The organism is Microbacterium sp. zg-Y625 (genome assembly GCF_030246925.1).
In the GTDB taxonomy this organism is placed as follows: domain Bacteria; phylum Actinomycetota; class Actinomycetes; order Actinomycetales; family Microbacteriaceae; genus Microbacterium; species Microbacterium jiangjiandongii.
On the sequence record NZ_CP126740.1, the window covers coordinates 1,027,291 to 1,044,309 of the forward strand.

The following is a 17,019-nucleotide window of genomic DNA, read 5'->3' on the forward strand; positions in this document are numbered from 1 at the left end:
GTGCGGCGGTCGGTAGACTCGTTCTTCGTGTCTGACACTCCCGAAATCACCCCCGAAGCGGTGGATGCCGCCGTCGAGGCGGCCCTCGCCGCGATCGCCGGAGCGACCACCACGGCCGACCTGAAGGCGGCGCGCTCCGCGCACACCGCCGAGGGCTCGCCGCTGGCCGCACTCAACGCGCAGCTGCGCCACGTGCCCAACGACCGCAAGGCCGAGTTCGGCAAGCTGGTCGGCCAGGCGCGGGGACGCGTGACCCAGGCGCTGGCCGCCCGCGAGACCGAGGTCGCCGCCGCCGAGACCGCCGCGAAGCTCGAGTCCGAGCGCATCGACATCACGGCGCTGCCGCAGCGCGCGCGCGTCGGGGCGCGGCATCCGCTGACCCTTCTGCAGGAGCAGATCGCCGACATCTTCGTCGGCATGGGGTGGGAGATCGCCGAGGGTCCCGAGCTCGAGCACGAGTGGTTCAACTTCGACGCGCTGAACTTCGACGTCGACCACCCGGCGCGCCAGATGCAGGACACCTTCTACGTCGACCCCGTCGAGCGTCACCTCGTGATGCGCACCCACACGAGCCCCGTGCAGGTGCGCAGCATGCTCGAGCGTGACCTGCCGATCTACGTGCTCGCGCCGGGCCGCGTGTACCGCACCGACGAGTTCGATGCCACGCACCTGCCGGTGTTCAGCCAGTTCGAGGGCCTGGTCGTCGACAAGGGCATCACGATGGCGCACCTGAAGGGCACGCTCGACCACGTCGCGCGGGTGCTCTTCGGCGACGAGGCGAAGACCCGCATGCGCGCGAACTTCTTCCCGTTCACCGAGCCGTCGGCCGAGTTCGACCTGTGGCATCCCACCTTCAAGGGCGGGGCGCGCTGGATCGAGTGGGGCGGGTGCGGAATGGTCAACCCGAACGTGCTGCGCGCGGCCGGGATCGACCCAGAGGTGTACTCGGGCTTCGCGTTCGGCATGGGTTTCGAGCGGACGCTGATGTTCCGCAGCGATGTACAGGACATGCGTGACATGGCCGAGGGCGATGTCCGCTTCAGCGAGCAGTTTGGAATGGTGGTCTGATGCGCGTTCCGCTCTCGTGGCTGCGTGAATACGTCGACGTCCCCGCGGATGCCACACCCGAGGACGTCCTCGCGGCGCTGGTGTCGGTGGGCTTCGAAGAGGAGGACGTGCACGGCTTCGACCTGCAGGGCCCGATCGTCGTGGGCCAGGTGGTCGAGTTCATCGAGGAGCCGCAGTCCAACGGCAAGACGATCCGCTGGTGCCAGGTGGATGTCGGCGAGGCCAACGGGGGAGTGCGCGGCATCGTCTGCGGCGCCCGCAACTTCTTCGCCGGCGACAAGGTCGTGGTGACCCTTCCCGGCGCCGTGCTGCCGGGGCCCTTCCCGATCGCCGCGCGCAAGACCTACGGGCACGTGTCGGACGGCATGATCGCCTCGGCGAAGGAGCTGGGGCTCGGCGACGAGCACTCCGGCATCCTGCGCCTGGTCGAGCTGGGGCTGGACCCCGAGGTGGGGGCGGATGCCATCGCCCTGCTGGGCCTGGACGACGTCGCGGTCGAGATCAACGTCACCCCCGACCGCGGCTACGCGCTGTCGATCCGCGGCGTTGCACGCGAGTACTCGCACGCGACGGGTGCCGCCTTCCGCGACCCGGGCGAGCGGGAATGGGGCGAGCTGCAGCAGCCGGTCGAGGGCTTCGCCGTCGCGGTCGACGACCAGGCGCCGATCCGCGGCCGCGTGGGCGCGAGCGAGTTCGTCGTTCGGATCGTGCGCGACGTCGACCCCACCAAGCCCACCCCGCCGTGGATGGTCGCGCGGCTCACGCTCGCCGGCATCCGGTCGCTCGGCATCCTGATCGACATCACCAACTACGTGATGCTCGAGCTCGGCAACCCGATCCACGGCTACGACCTCGACCGGCTGACGGGCGGCATCACGGTGCGCCGGGCGGCGGCGGGCGAGAAGCTCACGACGCTCGACGGCAAGGAGCGCACGCTCAGCCCCGAGGACCTGCTCATCACCGACGAGTCCGGCCCCATCGGCCTGGCCGGCGTCATGGGCGGCGGCACGACCGAGATGACCGACGCGACCCGCAACGTGCTCATCGAGGCCGCGGTGTTCGACACCGTCTCGATCGCCCGCACCGCCCGTCGGCACAAGCTGCCGTCGGAGGCGTCGCGCCGGTTCGAGCGCGGCGTGGATCCGCTCATCCCGTTCGTCGCTGCCCGGCGCGTGGCCGACCTCATGGTCGAGTACGCCGGCGGGACGCTGGACACCGAGGTCGGCGGCGCCCTGTTCGCCGACGTGCACATCGCCGGGATCGAGCTGCCGCGGGCGTTCGTGCCCGGGCTGATCGGCGTGGACTACAGCGATGCCGATGTCGTCGGGGCGCTGGAGAAGATCGGGTGCGAGGTCACCGAGACCGGCGAGGGATGGGTCGTCATCCCGCCGTCGTGGCGTCCGGACCTCACCGACAAATGGACCCTCGCCGAAGAGGTCGCCCGCATCGACGGGTTCGACCGCATCCCCTCGGTGCTGCCCGTGCCGCCGTCGGGCCGCGGTCTGACCGCTGCGCAGTCGGGACGGCGGCGAGTGGCGAACGCGCTCGCGGCCGCCGGGTACACCGAGACGCCGTCGTTCCCGTTCACCACCGCGGAGCAGAACGACCTGCACGGGTCCGCCTCGGGCGAGCACCTGCCGAGCGTCAAGCTCGCCAACCCGCTGGACGGCCAGGCGCCGTTCCTGCGTCGCTCGCTGGTGCCGGGTCTGCTGCAGGTCGCGCACCGCAACCTGGCCCGCGGTTTCGGCGACCTCGCGCTGTTCGAGACGGGTGCCGTGTTCCTCCCCGAGCCCGGCGTCGAGTACGGCACGGACCATGTGCCGCCGCTGGCTGTGAGGCCGGATGCCGCCACCCTCGCCGCGCTCGATGCGTCGATCCCGCCGCAGGCGCGTCACGTCGCGGTGCTGCTGACCGGCCACCGGACCGCCAAGCAGCCGGGGCAGGCCGCCGAGCCGTTCGACATCGGTGATGCGCTGGATGCCGTCCGCACGGTGGCTGCGGCGGCCGGAGTGACCGTTGACGTGGCGCAGGGGCAGCGTGTGGCGCTGCACCCGGGACGCACCGGCGTGCTCTCGGTCGGCGACATCGAGGTCGGCTACGTCGGTGAGGTGCTGCCGTCGGTGTCGGCCGATGCCGATCTGCCCGGCCGCGTGATCGTGGCGGAGCTGGACCTCGACCTCGTGCTGTCGCTGGCCGGCGACCGGGTGGTCGCGGCATCTCTGTCGGGATACCCGGCAGCGACGCAGGACGTCTCGCTCGTGGTGTCGCGGGACGTGCCGGCCGCAGCGGTGCGCGCCGCGCTCGTCGAGGGCGCCGGGGAACTGCTGGAGTCGCTGCGGCTGGTGGACGACTACCGCGGCTCGGGTGTCGGCGAGGGCGAGAAGTCGCTCACGTTCGCGCTGCGCTTCCGCGCGCCCGACCGCACGCTAACCGCGGCCGAGGCGACCGAGGCGAAGCTCGCCGGTGTCGCCGTCGCCGCCGCGCGCCTGGGAGCTGCCATCCGCGAGTGAGTATTCGCGGCGCCGAGTGAGTATTCGGCGTGCCAAGTGAGTATTCGGCGTGCCGAGTGAGTATTCGCGGCGGCCAGCCGCCGGTCACCAGACCCGGAGAGACGTCATTTGGCGGCCGAGACATCGGGGACTTCCCATTGTCTTGGCCGCCAGATGTCCTTTCCCGGCGCGCGTGAGGGTCAGCGCGAGCCCCAGTTCCACGCCGGGACGTCGAGGAACCCCTGACCGGCGACGACCGTGCCGTCGGGGGTTCGCTGCAGCTCGACGTGGGCGGCGTCGGCAAGGCCGGCGACGAGCTGCGGCGCATGGGTGACGACGATCAGCTGCGTGCGCTCGGATGCCGCGGCGATGAGCTGTGCCAGCGGATCGAGCAGGTCGGCGTGCAGGCTCGCCTCGGGCTCGTTGAGCACGATGAGGGGAGCGGGGCGTCCCGGCAGCAACGCGGCGCAGAGGAGCAGGTAGCGAAGCGTCCCGTCGGAGAGCTCCGTCGACTGCAGAGGGCGCAGCAGTCCCGGCAGACGGAGCGAGAGCGAGAACAATCCGTCGTTGCCGGTGACCTGCACCCGTGCGCCGGGGAACGCGGCGTCGACGGCGCGGTCCAGGGGCGCGCCGTGGCCGGCATCCTGGATCGTCGCCCAGACGGCGGCCAGGTTTTCGCCGCCGTGCGCGAGAGTGTGGGAGCGGGTTCCGATCTGCGGGCGGCGGGCGGGGGCTTCGGCATCGACGCGGAAGTGGTCGTAGAAGCGCCAGGCGCCGAGCATGCGCCGCAGGGTCAGCAGCTCGGGGGCGGTGTCGCCGTCGGCGAGGTCGGTCACGATGCTCTCGAACGGCGCGAGCTGCTGGTCGAGGGTGACCCACGAGCCCTCGCGCACCCGGGTCGCGCCGCGCAGCCGGTCGATGAGCAGCGTCGCGGGCTTGGCGAGCGGGCCGGCGAAGACCTGCTCGCGCTTGATCTCGGGGTCGCGTGCGAAGAGGCTGCGCTGGTCGGACTGGGGGATGCCGAGGTCGACGAGGTAGCCGAGTTCGTCGCCGGCGAACCCCAGCTGCACGGCGACTGGGCCGCGGCGGATCGTCGCCTCTCCGCCGCCCTGTTCCGGCCCGGCCCAGAGGACCGAGGGCAGGCCGCCTTCGCGGGCGACCGCCGCGATGAGCGAGCCGCTGGCGGTCGCCGACAGCAACCGGAGGGCGCGGTAGAGGTTGGACTTTCCGGAGCCGTTGGCGCCGGTGACGACTGTGAGGGGCGCAAGCGGAACGATGACGTCGCGCAGCGACCGATAGCCGGAGACGGCGAGGGTGGTGAGCATGCCTCGATCCTGGCAGGCCCCTCCGACGCGCTCGCGAGTGAGTATTCCCGTCTGCGAGTGAGTATTCGCGCTGTCGAGTGAGTATTCGTCGCCGCGAATGAGTATCCATCCGTCGCGCTGCGGTCCCGCCTCTGGTGGAATCGACGCATGACCGACGTGCTGATCCTCGGCGGGACCGGATGGCTGGGCGCGCGCATCGCGGAGCGTTGGCTCGACCGCGGCGCCCGCGTGACGTGCCTTGCCCGTGGGACGAGCCCGGCACCGGAGGGAGCGCGTCTCATCGCCGGCGACCGCGCGGCGGACGGCGCATATGACGCCGTCGCGCCCATGGAGTGGGACGAGATCGTGGACGTGTCGTCGGATGCCGCCCACGTGGCATCCGCCGTCGGGGCCCTCGCCACGCAGACCCGACACTGGACGTTCGTCTCGAGCATCTCGGTGTACGCCGACGCGGATGCCGCCGGGGCGGACGAATCGGCACCGGTGGTGGCGCCGCTGGAACCCGGGCGAGAAAGCGACTATCCGCACGAGAAGGCCGCCGCGGAAGAGGCGGTCCGGGCGGCTCTCGGCCATCGCGCGGCGATCGTTCGTCCCGGGCTGATCGCCGGACCGGGTGATGGGTCGGACCGATTCGGCTATTGGGTCGCGCGCTTCGCGCTTGCCGGCCGAGAGTCGGTGCTTGTGCCGCCGACCGACGGGCGCGGGGTGTCGGTGATCGACGTGGACGACCTGGCCGACTTCATCACCGCCATCGGCGAGGCGCCGTGGACCGGGGTGGTCAACGCCGTGGGTGACCCGCATCCGCTCGCGGACGTGCTCGCGCAGGCGCGGGAGGTGGCCGGGCACACGGGTCCGATGGTGGATGCCGCGGAGGAGTGGCTGCTCGACCACGGCGTGTCGTACTGGTCGGGTCCGCGGTCTCTTCCGCTGTGGCTGCCGCGCGGGATGCCGGGCATGTGGTCTCGCTCGCACGCGGCGTACACGATCCTCGGTGGGCGGCTGCGCCCGCTGCGCGCGACGCTCGAGCGGACCCTCGCCGCGGAGCGGCGCTCCGGCCTCGACCGGGACCGGCGCTCCGGCCTGAGCCGCCGGGAGGAGCTCGCCCTGCTCGCCGCCCTCGGCTGAGCTCCGCCGCGCGAATACTCACTCGAGCCGACGAATACTCACTCGGCACCGCGAATACTCACTCGACGCGGCGAATACTCACTCGGCACCGCGAATACTCACTCGGCAGCGAGCGGCGGATTTGCGGGGCGCGGGGACAGGGGGATATCGTCGCGGCATGCCTTCGGCTGTGTGCACCCCCGCGACGCTCGTCTCGAGCGCCGCTGCTGCGCGCCGCCGTCTGGGCGGGCGCCGACTCTAGGCGACCCTGCACGCGGCCGGTCCCGGTCGCCGCCGGTGTCGCCGTTCCCGGCCCCGCAACCCAGACAATTAAGGTGGATACATGACCTATTCGGTCGCCGTTTCCGGCGCTTCCGGCTATGCGGGCGGCGAGATCCTGCGCCTCCTCGCCGCTCACCCCGACATCGAGATCCGCACCGTCACGGCACATTCCAACGCCGGGCAGCCCCTCATCGACCATCAGCCGCACCTGCGCTCACTCGCGCACCTGCAGCTGCAGGACACGACCCCCGACGTGCTATCCGGCCACGACATCGTGTTCCTCGCCCTGCCGCACGGGCAGTCCGGCCAGTACACCGACGCGCTCGCCGACACCCCGCTGGTCATCGACGCCGGCGCCGACCACCGGCTCACCTCCGCGGACGCGTGGGAGCAGTTCTACGGCGGCGATTTCCACGATCCGTGGGCGTACGGCGTCCCCGAGCTCCCCGTCGCAGGCGCGAAGCAGCGCGAACGCCTGGTCGGCGCGAGCCGCATCGCCGCGCCCGGATGCAACGCCTCGACGGTCAGCCTCAGCCTCGCGCCGGGCGTCGCCGCGGGCGTCATCGACCCCTCCGACATCGTCACCGTGCTCGCCGTCGGTCCGTCCGGCGCGGGCAAGAGCCTCAAGCCGAACCTGCTCGCCGCCGAGGTGCTCGGCAGCGCGAACCCCTACGCGGTCGGCGGCACGCACCGGCACATCCCCGAAATCCGCCAGGCACTGGCCCAAGCGGCCCCCGCAAACCCCGCGGGCATCGACCCGGCCGACATCCGCATCTCCTTCACCCCCGTGATCGTGCCCATGGCCCGCGGCATCCTCGCCACGAGCACAGCGCCCATCGCGCCCGGGGCGACGGATGCCGACATCCGCGGCGCCTGGGAAGACGCGTACGGCGACGAGACGTTCGTGCAGCTGCTGCCCGAGGGGCACTTCCCGCGCACCGCCGACGTCGTAGGCGCCAACACCGCGCTCCTCGGCCTCGCCATCGACCGCGCGGCGAACCGCGTCGTGGTCGTCGCGGCGCTCGACAACCTGGCCAAGGGCACCGCTGGTGCCGCGATCCAGTCGATGAACATCGCCCTCGGCCTTCCCGAGGCCACGGGCCTGAGCGTGAACGGAGTGGCACCGTGAGCGTCACGGCAGCACGAGGATTCGACGCGGCCGGCGTCGCCGTCGGACTGAAGTCCACCGGCAAGAACGACGTGGCCGTCGTCGTCAACCGCGGCCCGCTCAAGGTCGGCGCGGCGGTGTTCACCAGCAACCGCGCCAAGGCGAACCCCATCATCTGGTCCCAGCAGGCCATCGCCGACGGCGTGGTCGAGGCGGTCGTGCTCAATTCCGGCGGCGCCAACTGCTTCACCGGCTCGTTCGGCTTCCAGACCACGCACCAGACGGCCGAGAAGACCGCCGAGCTGCTGGGTGTCAGCCCGGGCGACGTCATCGTCTGCTCCACGGGACTCATCGGCACCGGCGACGAGGTCTTCCGCGCCAAGGTTCTCGACGGGGTCGAGAAGGGCATCGCCGCGCTGAGCCCCGACGGCGGGGACGACGCCGCGCACGCCATCATGACCACCGACTCCCGTGCCAAGCAGAGCGTCTTCCGCGGTGAGGGGTGGACGATCGGCGGCATGGCCAAGGGCGCCGGGATGCTCGCGCCGGGCCTTGCGACCATGCTCGTCGTGATCACCACCGACGCCGTCCTCGACTCCGCCCAGGCCGACGCGCACCTGCGCGCCGCCACCCGTGTGAGCTTCGACCGGCTCGACTCCGACGGCTGCATGTCGACCAACGACCAGGTGACGCTGCTCGCCAGCGGCGCCAGCGACGTCGTCCCCGACCCGCACGCCTTCCGCGCCGCGCTCGCCGCCGTCTGCGGCGACCTCGCGCGTCAGCTGCAGGGCGATGCCGAGGGCGCGAGCCACGACATCACCATCCAGGTCACCGGGGCCGCGAGCGAGGACGACGCCGTGACGGTCGGACGCTCCGTCGCCCGCAACAACCTCTTCAAGGCGGCGATCTTCGGCAACGACCCGAACTGGGGCCGGGTGCTGGCCGCCATCGGCACGACGGATGCCGCCTTCGACCCGTACGACGTCGACGTCTGGATGAACGGCGTGCGCGTCTGCACCGCCGGCGGCCCCGACCGCCCGCGCGAGGAGGTCGACCTCACCCCCCGTGCCACCCACGTGCACATCGACCTGAAGGTCGGCGCCGAGGCGGCGACGATCCTCACCAACGACCTCACGCACGACTACGTCCACGAGAACAGCGCGTATTCCTCATGACCGACATCCAGCAGACCACCCCCGAAGAGGCCGCGGTCAAAGCCGGCGTGCTCATCGAGTCGCTGCCGTGGCTCAAGCGCTTCAGCGACCAGATCATCGTCATCAAGTTCGGCGGCAATGCGATGGTCTCCGACGAGCTGCAGGATGCCTTCGCCGAGGACATCGCCTACCTGCGCTTCGTCGGGGTCAAGCCGGTGGTCGTCCACGGCGGCGGACCGCAGATCTCGAAGATGCTCGACCGGCTGTCGATCCCGAGCGAGTTCAAGGGCGGCTACCGGGTCACCTCGACCGAGGCGATCTCGGTGGTGCGCATGGTGCTCACCGGCCAGATCAATCCGCAGCTGGTCAGCCGCATCAACACGCACGGGCCCTTCGCGAGCGGACTGTCCGGCGAGGACGCGGGCCTGTTCGGCGGGCGCCGCCGCGGCGTTCACGTCGACGGGATCGAGCACGACCTCGGCAATGTCGGCGATGTCGTCGCGGTCGACCCGCAGCCGGTGCTCGATCAGCTCGCCGCAGGGCGCATCCCTGTGGTCTCGAGCATCGCGCCCGACCTCGACAACCCCGGGCAGTCGCTCAACGTCAACGCCGACGCCGCCGCGGCATCCCTCGCCGTCGCCCTCGGGGCGACGAAGCTCATCATCCTCACCGACGTGCCCGGCCTCTACGCCGACTGGCCGGACCGCAGCTCGCTGGTGTCGCACCTGACGGCCACGGACCTGCGCGCGATGCTGCCCACTTTGGAGTCGGGGATGATCCCGAAGATGCAGGCGTGCCTGGATGCCGTGGACGGCGGCGTCGACACCGCCGCGATCATCGACGGACGCCAGCCGCATTCGCTGCTGGTGGAGATCTTCACGGAGCAGGGCATCGGCACGGAGGTGGTGGCGGGATGACCGCGAACAACTGGCAGGACGACGCGCAGCGGGATCTGGTGCGCAACGTCGGTGAGCGCGCGGCGCTGTTCGTGCGCGGCGAGGGGGCAGCCCTCTGGGACGCCGAGGGGCGTCGTTACCTCGACTTCCTCGCCGGCATCGCGGTCAACTCCATCGGCCACGCCCACCCGACGTTCGTCGAGGCGGTCTCGCGGCAGGCCGCGACCCTCGCCCACGTATCGAACTTCTTCGCCACCCCATCGCAGCTCGAGCTCGCCGCGCGCCTGAAGCGCCTCGCCGGCACAGGCCCGGACGGCCGGGTGTACTTCGGAAACTCCGGGGCGGAGGCCAACGAAGCAGCTTTCAAGCTGGCCCGCCTGCACGGCGGAGCCGACCGGCCTCGCATCCTCGCCTTCAAGGACGCCTTCCACGGTCGCACCATGGGCACGCTCGCGCTCACCGGAAAGCCCTACATGCAGGAGCCGTTCCTGCCGATGGTGCCCGGGGTGGAGTTCATCGACTCCACCGTCGAGGCGCTCGAGCAGGCGATGGACGACCGGGTGGCGGCGCTGTTCGTCGAACCCATCAAGGGCGAGGCGGGCGTCGTGGAGCTGCCGGAGGGGTTCCTCCGCGCCGCCCGTGAGATCACCGCGCGTCACGGCGCGCTGCTCATCATCGACGAGATCCAGACCGGGGCAGGACGCACCGGGGCCTGGTTCGCGTTCCAGCACGCCGGCATCACCCCCGACGCCATCACGGTGGCGAAGGGCATCGGCGGCGGGTTCCCCATCGGGGCGCTCATCACGTTCGGCGCCGCGAGCGAGCTGTTCTACCCCGGCACCCACGGCTCGACCTTCGGCGGCAACGCCCTCGGCACCGCCGTCGCCTCGGCGGTGCTGGGCGAGATCGAGAGCGCGGACCTGGTGCACAACGCCGCTGTCCGCGGTCAGCAGATCCGCGATGCCGTCGCCGCCATCGGGTCGCCCCTGGTGGACGGATGCCGCGGGCAGGGACTGCTCATCGGCATCGCGCTGCGGCATCCCGTCGCAGGCGCCGTCGTCGCCGCCGCGCAGGAGCACGGGCTCATCGTCAACGCGGCCAACGACAGCACCGTGCGCCTCGCGCCGCCGCTGACGATCGGCGACGTCGAGATCGACGAGTTCGCCGACCTGTTCGCCCGCGCGCTGTCCACCGTCGAGCAGGCGCTCCTGCTCGACGTCCCCACCGATTCCGAGGAGGCATCCGCGTGACCCGTCACCTGCTGCGCGACGACGACCTGACCGCCGCCGAACAGGCCGAGATCCTCGAGCTGGCCGTCGCCCTGAAGAAGGACCGTTGGAAGCTGAAGCCCCTCGAGGGGCCGCAGACGGTCGCGGTGATCTTCGACAAGTCCTCGACCCGTACCCGGGTGTCGTTCGCCGTCGGCATCGCCGACCTCGGCGGATCGCCGCTCATCATCTCCACGGCCAGCAGTCAGCTGGGCGGCAAGGAGACCCCCGCCGACACCGCGCGCGTGCTCGAGCGTCAGGTCGCGGCGATCGTCTGGCGCACGTACGCGCAGGCCGGGCTCGAGGAGATGGCGGCAGGCACGCGGGTGCCGGTGGTCAACGCGCTCAGCGACGACTTCCACCCCTGCCAGCTGCTGGCGGACCTCCTCACCATCCGTGAGCACAAGGGCCAGCTGAAGGGCCTGACGCTCGCCTTCTTCGGCGACGGATGCAGCAACATGGGCCACTCCTACGCGCTGGCGGGCGTGACGGCGGGCATGCACGTGCGCATCGCGTCGCCTGAGGAGTACGCGCCGCGAGCCGACGTCGTCGCCGACGCCGAGCGCCGCGCCGCCGAGACCGGCGGGTCGTTGACCCTCTACACCGACCCGGTCGAGGCCGCTGCCGGAGCCGACGTCGTCGTCACCGACACCTGGGTGTCGATGGGCAAGGAAGAGGAGAAGGCGGCGCGCCTGCGAGAGCTCGGCGCGTACAAGGTCACCCCCGAGACCATGGCGCTCGCCGCGCCGGACGCCATGTTCATGCACTGCCTCCCCGCCGACCGCGGCTACGAGGTCGACGCCGAGGTGATCGACGGCCCGCAGAGCGTGGTGTGGGATGAGGCCGAGAACCGGCTGCACGCGCAGAAGGCCCTGCTGGTGTGGCTGCTGCGGCAGCAGTAGCAGCGTTGAACGGTCCCGGCCGGCTGGCCGGGATCGACCTCGCGCGCGGGCTGGCCATCGTCGGCATGCTCGCCGCCCACCTGCTCGACGGGGACGCGCCCGACACGCCCACCTGGGCGGGGGTGGCGGACGGCCGCTCGTCGATCCTGTTCGCCACCCTCGCCGGGGTGTCCCTCGGCATCGTCACCGGTGGGAGACAGCCTCTGGCCGGTGCGGCGATGCGCACGGCACGGGCACGACTCGCCGTGCGTGCCGCGGCGCTCTACGCCATCGGCATCCTGCTCATCGCGACGGGGGTCCCCGTCTACGTGATCCTCCCCGCCTACGCGCTGCTGTTCCTGCTCGGCATCCCCTTCACCGGACTCGGCTCCCGCGCCCTGCTGTGCACAGCGGCGGTGGTCGCCCTCGTCATGCCGTTCGTGCAGGCGTGGCTCGACGGCGCGCCCTTCTGGGGCACCGCCGTGGGGGAGCAGGTGGCGCTGCTGGTGGGGTGGCACTATCCGTTCCCGGTGTGGATCGCGTTCATCCTCGCCGGCATGGGCCTTGCCCGTCTGGACCTGGATGTCGCTGCCACGCAGCTGCGACTGGTGTTCGCCGGCGGTGTTCTCGCCGTCGTCGGGTACGGCGTCGCGCTCGTGTCCGGCGCGGACGAGTGGGCGGAGGCGTCGTCGCTGTGGGGCGCGGTGTGGACGGCGCGGCCGCACTCCAGCGGCATCCTCGAGGTCATCGGATCCGGGGGGTTCGCGATCGCGATGATCGGGGCGTGCCTGTTGCTCTGCCGCACTCCGCTCACCTGGGCGGTGCTGCCGCTTCGCGCCGCCGGCGCCATGCCGCTGACCGCCTACGTCGCCCAGCTCGTGGTCTGGGCGGTGTGGGCGTGGCTGGCGCTGGGCAGCACCGAGGGCCTCGCGGAGTTCCGTGCGCTGCACCCCTTCTGGCCGATCACCCTCGGCATCCTCGCCGGGTGCACGCTGTGGGCGCTGCTTCTGGGTCGCGGGCCGCTGGAGCGGCTGCTTGCGCTGCTGGCACGCCGCGCCGTCCCCGGAACGGCCGACCAGCCCCGGTAGGCTGGACCGGTGAGCGGAAGCAAGAGTGAAGGCACGAACGCGGGCGCACTGTGGGGCGGACGGTTCGCCTCGGGCCCCTCGCCCGAGCTGGCGGCGCTGAGCCGCTCCACGCACTTCGACTGGGTCCTGGCGCCTTACGACATCGCCGGCTCCCACGCCCACGCCAAGGCGCTCGCCGCCGCCGGCTACCTGACCGCCGACGAGGAAGCGCGCATGCACGCCGGCCTCGACGCGCTGGCCACGGCCGTGCAGGACGGCACCCTCGCCGCAGGCCCGGACGATGAGGACGTGCACGGTGCGCTCGAGGCCGCGCTCATCGCCGAAGTGGGCGCAGAGCTCGGCGGCAAGCTGCGTGCCGGCCGCAGTCGCAACGACCAGATCGCCACCCTCGTGCGCATGTACCTGCTCGACCACTCGCGGCTGATCGCTCGCGAGATCCTGCGGGTCGTCGATGCGATCGCTGCCCAGGCCGAGGCCCACGCCACCGCGATCATGCCCGGGCGCACGCACCTGCAGCACGCCCAGCCCATCCTCTTGGCGCACCACCTGCAGGCCCATGCCTGGCCGCTCGTGCGCGACCTCGAGCGTCTTCGCGACTGGACGGTGCGCGCGAGCGTCTCGCCGTACGGCGGGGGAGCGCTGGCGGGGGCGACGCTGGGCCTGGACCCGCAGCTGGTCGCCGAGGAGCTGGGCCTGGCCCGGCCGGCCGAGAACTCCCTCGACGGGACGGCCGCACGCGATGTCGTCGCGGAGTTCGCGTTCATCGCCGCGATGATCGCGGTCGATGTGTCCCGCTTCGCCGAGGACATCATCATCTGGAACACGCGCGAGTTCGGATTCGTGACACTCGACGACGGGTACTCGACGGGGTCGAGCATCATGCCGCAGAAGAAGAACCCCGACATCGCCGAGCTCGCACGAGGCAAGGCCGGGCGGCTCATCGGCAACCTCGCCGGCCTGATGGCGACCTTGAAGGCGCTTCCGCTGGCCTACAACCGCGACCTGCAAGAGGACAAAGAGCCGGTCTTCGACTCCGTCACCACGCTCGAAGTCGTGCTGCCGGCGTTCGCGGGCATGGTCGCGACGCTGCGTTTCGACACCGAGCGCATGGCGGCTCTCGCTCCGCAGGGGTTCTCGCTCGCCACGGATGTGGCGGAGTGGCTCGTGAAGCGCGGGGTTCCCTTCCGCGACGCGCACGAGATCTCCGGCGCACTGGTGCAGGCCTGCGAGCAGCGAGGGATCGAACTGCAGGATGCCGGCGACGAGCTGCTGGCGCAGGTTTCACCGCACCTGACCCCGCAGGTGCGGGAGGTCCTGTCCATTCAGGGATCGGTGGCGAGCCGCGATGGGGCCGGCGGCACCGCCCCGGTGCGGGTCGACGAGCAGCGGGCGCAGCTGGTCGCTCGTGCGCAGGCCGTCGCTCATGCCCTGGGCATCTAGTCGATAAGCATCAGACTTATATTCGCACGACATCAGCTGTACGCTTATCGCATGAGCGTCGCAGTCACCGCGGACATCGTCGGATCCCGCACCCTCACTGACCGGGGTGGAGCACAGCGACACCTCGAGGGTGCAGTGGATCGGGTCGAGTCCGACTTCCCGCTCTCGGAGCGGCCATTGCGGCCCACCGTCGGGGATGAGCTTCAGGGCGTCTACCCGACGCTGGCGGCGGCATCCGCCGCCGTGCTGCTGATCCGGCTCGCCCTCCCCGACGGCATCGAGTGCCGCTTCGGCATCGGAGTGGGTCCGATCGACGACGTGCCGTCGGCCACCGTCGGCACCATCTCGGAAGGACCTGCCTGGTGGGCGGCCCGCGCCGCCATCGACACCGTGCACGCCAAGCAGAGCCGCACCCTCCCGGGCGTGCGCACGTGGGCGGCGGCGGCTGAGAGCCAGGATGCCGCGGTGCGCGAGGCCGTGCGGCTCGCCAACTCGGGTTTCGTCGCGCGCGATCAGCTCGTCACGGCGATGGCAGAGCGGGTTCGCCGCATCACGTACCGCCGGTGCCTGGGTGACACGCAACGTGCGATCGCAGCGGCCGAGGGGATCACGCAGTCCGCCGTGTCCCAGGCTCTGGCCGCCTCCGGGGGAGCGGTGCTCGTCGACGCCGTGCAGACCCTCCTGGCCGCGGAATGACGCGCGACACTCCCGGGATGCGGCCCAGATTTGCCGAGTCTGCGGGATCGACGTATTGTTTTCTCTGTTGGCCCCACAGGGAACAGCGGAGAGGCCGAAGGCCCCGCACCCCTCAAGTGGCAACACCCCATCCTCTTCGATCCTCGGATCGAGGGTCTTCTGACATGGATGGAGCTTCCCACCTCACCGGCTGGTCGATTTGACAAGCTCGAGGAGATGGGTAAGATAGAGAAGTTGCCCTGCAGGGCAGGCCGAGAGGCCGGCCGGCAGGAGCATCCGATCCTTGAGAACTCAACAGCGTGCACTTGTCAAATGCCAAATAACCTCGTCCCGGTTTTTACCGGGTGAGATTCCTTTGGATCAAAGTCCGATTCCCTTTTTGGGGGTCGGCAACGGATAAGTCAGTAATGACATCCATTTGGTCAGTTCAAACTCGCTGTACACGACCTTATTCCGGTTGTGTCGGCAAATTTCTTTTACGGAGAGTTTGATCCTGGCTCAGGATGAACGCTGGCGGCGTGCTTAACACATGCAAGTCGAACGGTGAAGCAGAGCTTGCTCTGTGGATCAGTGGCGAACGGGTGAGTAACACGTGAGCAACCTGCCCCGGACTCTGGGATAAGCGCTGGAAACGGCGTCTAATACTGGATACGAGCTGCGACCGCATGGTCAGCAGCTGGAAAGAATTTCGGTCTGGGATGGGCTCGCGGCCTATCAGCTTGTTGGTGAGGTAATGGCTCACCAAGGCGTCGACGGGTAGCCGGCCTGAGAGGGTGACCGGCCACACTGGGACTGAGACACGGCCCAGACTCCTACGGGAGGCAGCAGTGGGGAATATTGCACAATGGGCGAAAGCCTGATGCAGCAACGCCGCGTGAGGGACGACGGCCTTCGGGTTGTAAACCTCTTTTAGCAGGGAAGAAGCGAAAGTGACGGTACCTGCAGAAAAAGCGCCGGCTAACTACGTGCCAGCAGCCGCGGTAATACGTAGGGCGCAAGCGTTATCCGGAATTATTGGGCGTAAAGAGCTCGTAGGCGGTTTGTCGCGTCTGCTGTGAAATCCCGAGGCTCAACCTCGGGCCTGCAGTGGGTACGGGCAGACTAGAGTGCGGTAGGGGAGATTGGAATTCCTGGTGTAGCGGTGGAATGCGCAGATATCAGGAGGAACACCGATGGCGAAGGCAGATCTCTGGGCCGTAACTGACGCTGAGGAGCGAAAGGGTGGGGAGCAAACAGGCTTAGATACCCTGGTAGTCCACCCCGTAAACGTTGGGAACTAGTTGTGGGGTCCATTCCACGGATTCCGTGACGCAGCTAACGCATTAAGTTCCCCGCCTGGGGAGTACGGCCGCAAGGCTAAAACTCAAAGGAATTGACGGGGACCCGCACAAGCGGCGGAGCATGCGGATTAATTCGATGCAACGCGAAGAACCTTACCAAGGCTTGACATATACGAGAACGGGCCAGAAATGGTCAACTCTTTGGACACTCGTAAACAGGTGGTGCATGGTTGTCGTCAGCTCGTGTCGTGAGATGTTGGGTTAAGTCCCGCAACGAGCGCAACCCTCGTTCTATGTTGCCAGCACGTAATGGTGGGAACTCATGGGATACTGCCGGGGTCAACTCGGAGGAAGGTGGGGATGACGTCAAATCATCATGCCCCTTATGTCTTGGGCTTCACGCATGCTACAATGGCCGGTACAAAGGGCTGCAATACCGTGAGGTGGAGCGAATCCCAAAAAGCCGGTCCCAGTTCGGATTGAGGTCTGCAACTCGACCTCATGAAGTCGGAGTCGCTAGTAATCGCAGATCAGCAACGCTGCGGTGAATACGTTCCCGGGTCTTGTACACACCGCCCGTCAAGTCATGAAAGTCGGTAACACCTGAAGCCGGTGGCCCAACCCTTGTGGAGGGAGCCGTCGAAGGTGGGATCGGTAATTAGGACTAAGTCGTAACAAGGTAGCCGTACCGGAAGGTGCGGCTGGATCACCTCCTTTCTAAGGAGCATCTGGCACCCTTTGGGGTGTCCAGGCGCCGGATCGAGACATACGTTCTCGCCGGTAGCTCATGGGTGGAACATTTGACTTGGTGCCAGTGATGATCTTTGGACTCAGTACGCCGCTTGCGGCTGGAACGGTTCGGGGGGAGTTGCCGGTACATGCACGCTGTTGGGTCCTGAGGGACCGGATGCGCACTGACCTTCGGGTTGAGTGCCAGACG

At 69.5% G+C, this 17,019-nt stretch carries 12 protein-coding genes and 1 rRNA gene; 12 read left to right on the forward strand and 1 reads right to left on the reverse strand.

The genetic code is table 11. The features are described from left to right. The first annotated feature begins 27 nt into the window (after window positions 1-27). Window positions 28-1,068 carry a phenylalanine--tRNA ligase subunit alpha gene (pheS, locus tag QNO14_RS04585; protein ID WP_257507128.1) on the forward strand — a complete coding sequence of 347 codons (1,041 nt, stop codon included), beginning with the start codon at window positions 28-30 and terminating at the stop codon, window positions 1,066-1,068. Continuing rightward, a complete protein-coding gene (gene pheT, locus QNO14_RS04590; RefSeq protein ID WP_257507129.1) occupies window positions 1,068-3,578 on the forward strand; it encodes a phenylalanine--tRNA ligase subunit beta in 2,511 nt (836 codons plus the stop codon). The genes pheS and pheT overlap by 1 nt, the downstream gene beginning before the upstream one ends. 179 nt (window positions 3,579-3,757) lie before the next feature. On the opposite strand, the gene QNO14_RS04595 is transcribed toward pheT, so the two are convergent. Beyond that, window positions 3,758-4,882 carry an AAA family ATPase gene (locus QNO14_RS04595; protein WP_257507130.1) on the reverse strand — a complete coding sequence of 375 codons (1,125 nt, stop codon included), beginning with the start codon at window positions 4,880-4,882 and terminating at the stop codon, window positions 3,758-3,760. A gap of 147 nt (window positions 4,883-5,029) precedes the next feature. Here QNO14_RS04595 and QNO14_RS04600 point away from each other — a divergent pair, with 147 nt between their 5' ends. The 10 genes from QNO14_RS04600 to QNO14_RS04645 all read left to right on the forward strand — a co-directional run bounded on the left by QNO14_RS04600 (window position 5,030) and on the right by QNO14_RS04645 (window position 16,796). Continuing rightward, window positions 5,030-6,007 (forward strand): NAD-dependent epimerase/dehydratase family protein, encoded by a 978-nt coding sequence (locus QNO14_RS04600; protein WP_257507131.1) that lies wholly within the window; start codon window positions 5,030-5,032, stop codon window positions 6,005-6,007. Between the two features lie 322 nt (window positions 6,008-6,329). Continuing rightward, window positions 6,330-7,397 carry an N-acetyl-gamma-glutamyl-phosphate reductase gene (argC, locus tag QNO14_RS04605; protein ID WP_257507132.1) on the forward strand — a complete coding sequence of 356 codons (1,068 nt, stop codon included), beginning with the start codon at window positions 6,330-6,332 and terminating at the stop codon, window positions 7,395-7,397. Continuing rightward, on the forward strand, window positions 7,394-8,551 hold the full coding sequence (gene argJ / locus QNO14_RS04610) for a bifunctional glutamate N-acetyltransferase/amino-acid acetyltransferase ArgJ (protein ID WP_257494905.1): 1,158 nt from the start codon (window positions 7,394-7,396) through the stop codon (window positions 8,549-8,551). The genes argC and argJ overlap by 4 nt, the downstream gene beginning before the upstream one ends. Beyond that, a complete protein-coding gene (gene argB, locus QNO14_RS04615; RefSeq protein WP_257494903.1) occupies window positions 8,548-9,447 on the forward strand; it encodes an acetylglutamate kinase in 900 nt (299 codons plus the stop codon). The genes argJ and argB overlap by 4 nt, the downstream gene beginning before the upstream one ends. Next, on the forward strand, window positions 9,444-10,676 hold the full coding sequence (locus QNO14_RS04620) for an acetylornithine transaminase (protein ID WP_257494902.1): 1,233 nt from the start codon (window positions 9,444-9,446) through the stop codon (window positions 10,674-10,676). Before argB ends, QNO14_RS04620 begins: the two co-directional genes overlap by 4 nt. After that, the gene (argF, locus tag QNO14_RS04625; protein WP_257494901.1) at window positions 10,673-11,596 is read left to right on the forward strand and encodes an ornithine carbamoyltransferase; all 924 of its coding nucleotides are present in this window, start codon (window positions 10,673-10,675) and stop codon (window positions 11,594-11,596) included. Before QNO14_RS04620 ends, argF begins: the two co-directional genes overlap by 4 nt. A 5-nt stretch (window positions 11,597-11,601) precedes the next feature. Continuing rightward, complete coding sequence (locus QNO14_RS04630) at window positions 11,602-12,663, forward strand: DUF1624 domain-containing protein (RefSeq protein WP_257507133.1); 1,062 nt, start codon at window positions 11,602-11,604, stop codon at window positions 12,661-12,663. Between the two features lie 9 nt (window positions 12,664-12,672). Continuing rightward, window positions 12,673-14,103 carry an argininosuccinate lyase gene (gene argH / locus QNO14_RS04635; RefSeq protein WP_257507134.1) on the forward strand — a complete coding sequence of 477 codons (1,431 nt, stop codon included), beginning with the start codon at window positions 12,673-12,675 and terminating at the stop codon, window positions 14,101-14,103. Window positions 14,104-14,154: 51 nt separating this feature from the next. After that, the gene (locus tag QNO14_RS04640) at window positions 14,155-14,799 is read left to right on the forward strand and encodes a SatD family protein (protein ID WP_257507135.1); all 645 of its coding nucleotides are present in this window, start codon (window positions 14,155-14,157) and stop codon (window positions 14,797-14,799) included. A gap of 475 nt (window positions 14,800-15,274) precedes the next feature. After that, a 16S ribosomal RNA gene (locus QNO14_RS04645) occupies window positions 15,275-16,796 on the forward strand. Window positions 16,797-17,019: the final 223 nt, after the last annotated feature.

What these genes read in the sequence shown, in the direction of transcription:
- argC (WP_257507132.1), top strand. Translation starts at nt 6,330, where the DNA reads ATGACCTATTCGGTCGCCGTTTCCGGCGCTTCCGGCTATGCGGGCGGC.
- QNO14_RS04620 (WP_257494902.1), top strand. Translation starts at nt 9,444, where the DNA reads ATGACCGCGAACAACTGGCAGGACGACGCGCAGCGGGATCTGGTGCGC.
- pheT (WP_257507129.1), top strand. Translation starts at nt 1,068, where the DNA reads ATGCGCGTTCCGCTCTCGTGGCTGCGTGAATACGTCGACGTCCCCGCG.
- argB (WP_257494903.1), top strand. Translation starts at nt 8,548, where the DNA reads ATGACCGACATCCAGCAGACCACCCCCGAAGAGGCCGCGGTCAAAGCC.
- QNO14_RS04600 (WP_257507131.1), top strand. Translation starts at nt 5,030, where the DNA reads ATGACCGACGTGCTGATCCTCGGCGGGACCGGATGGCTGGGCGCGCGC.
- QNO14_RS04595 (WP_257507130.1), bottom strand. Translation starts at nt 4,882, where the DNA reads ATGCTCACCACCCTCGCCGTCTCCGGCTATCGGTCGCTGCGCGACGTC.
- QNO14_RS04640 (WP_257507135.1), top strand. Translation starts at nt 14,155, where the DNA reads ATGAGCGTCGCAGTCACCGCGGACATCGTCGGATCCCGCACCCTCACT.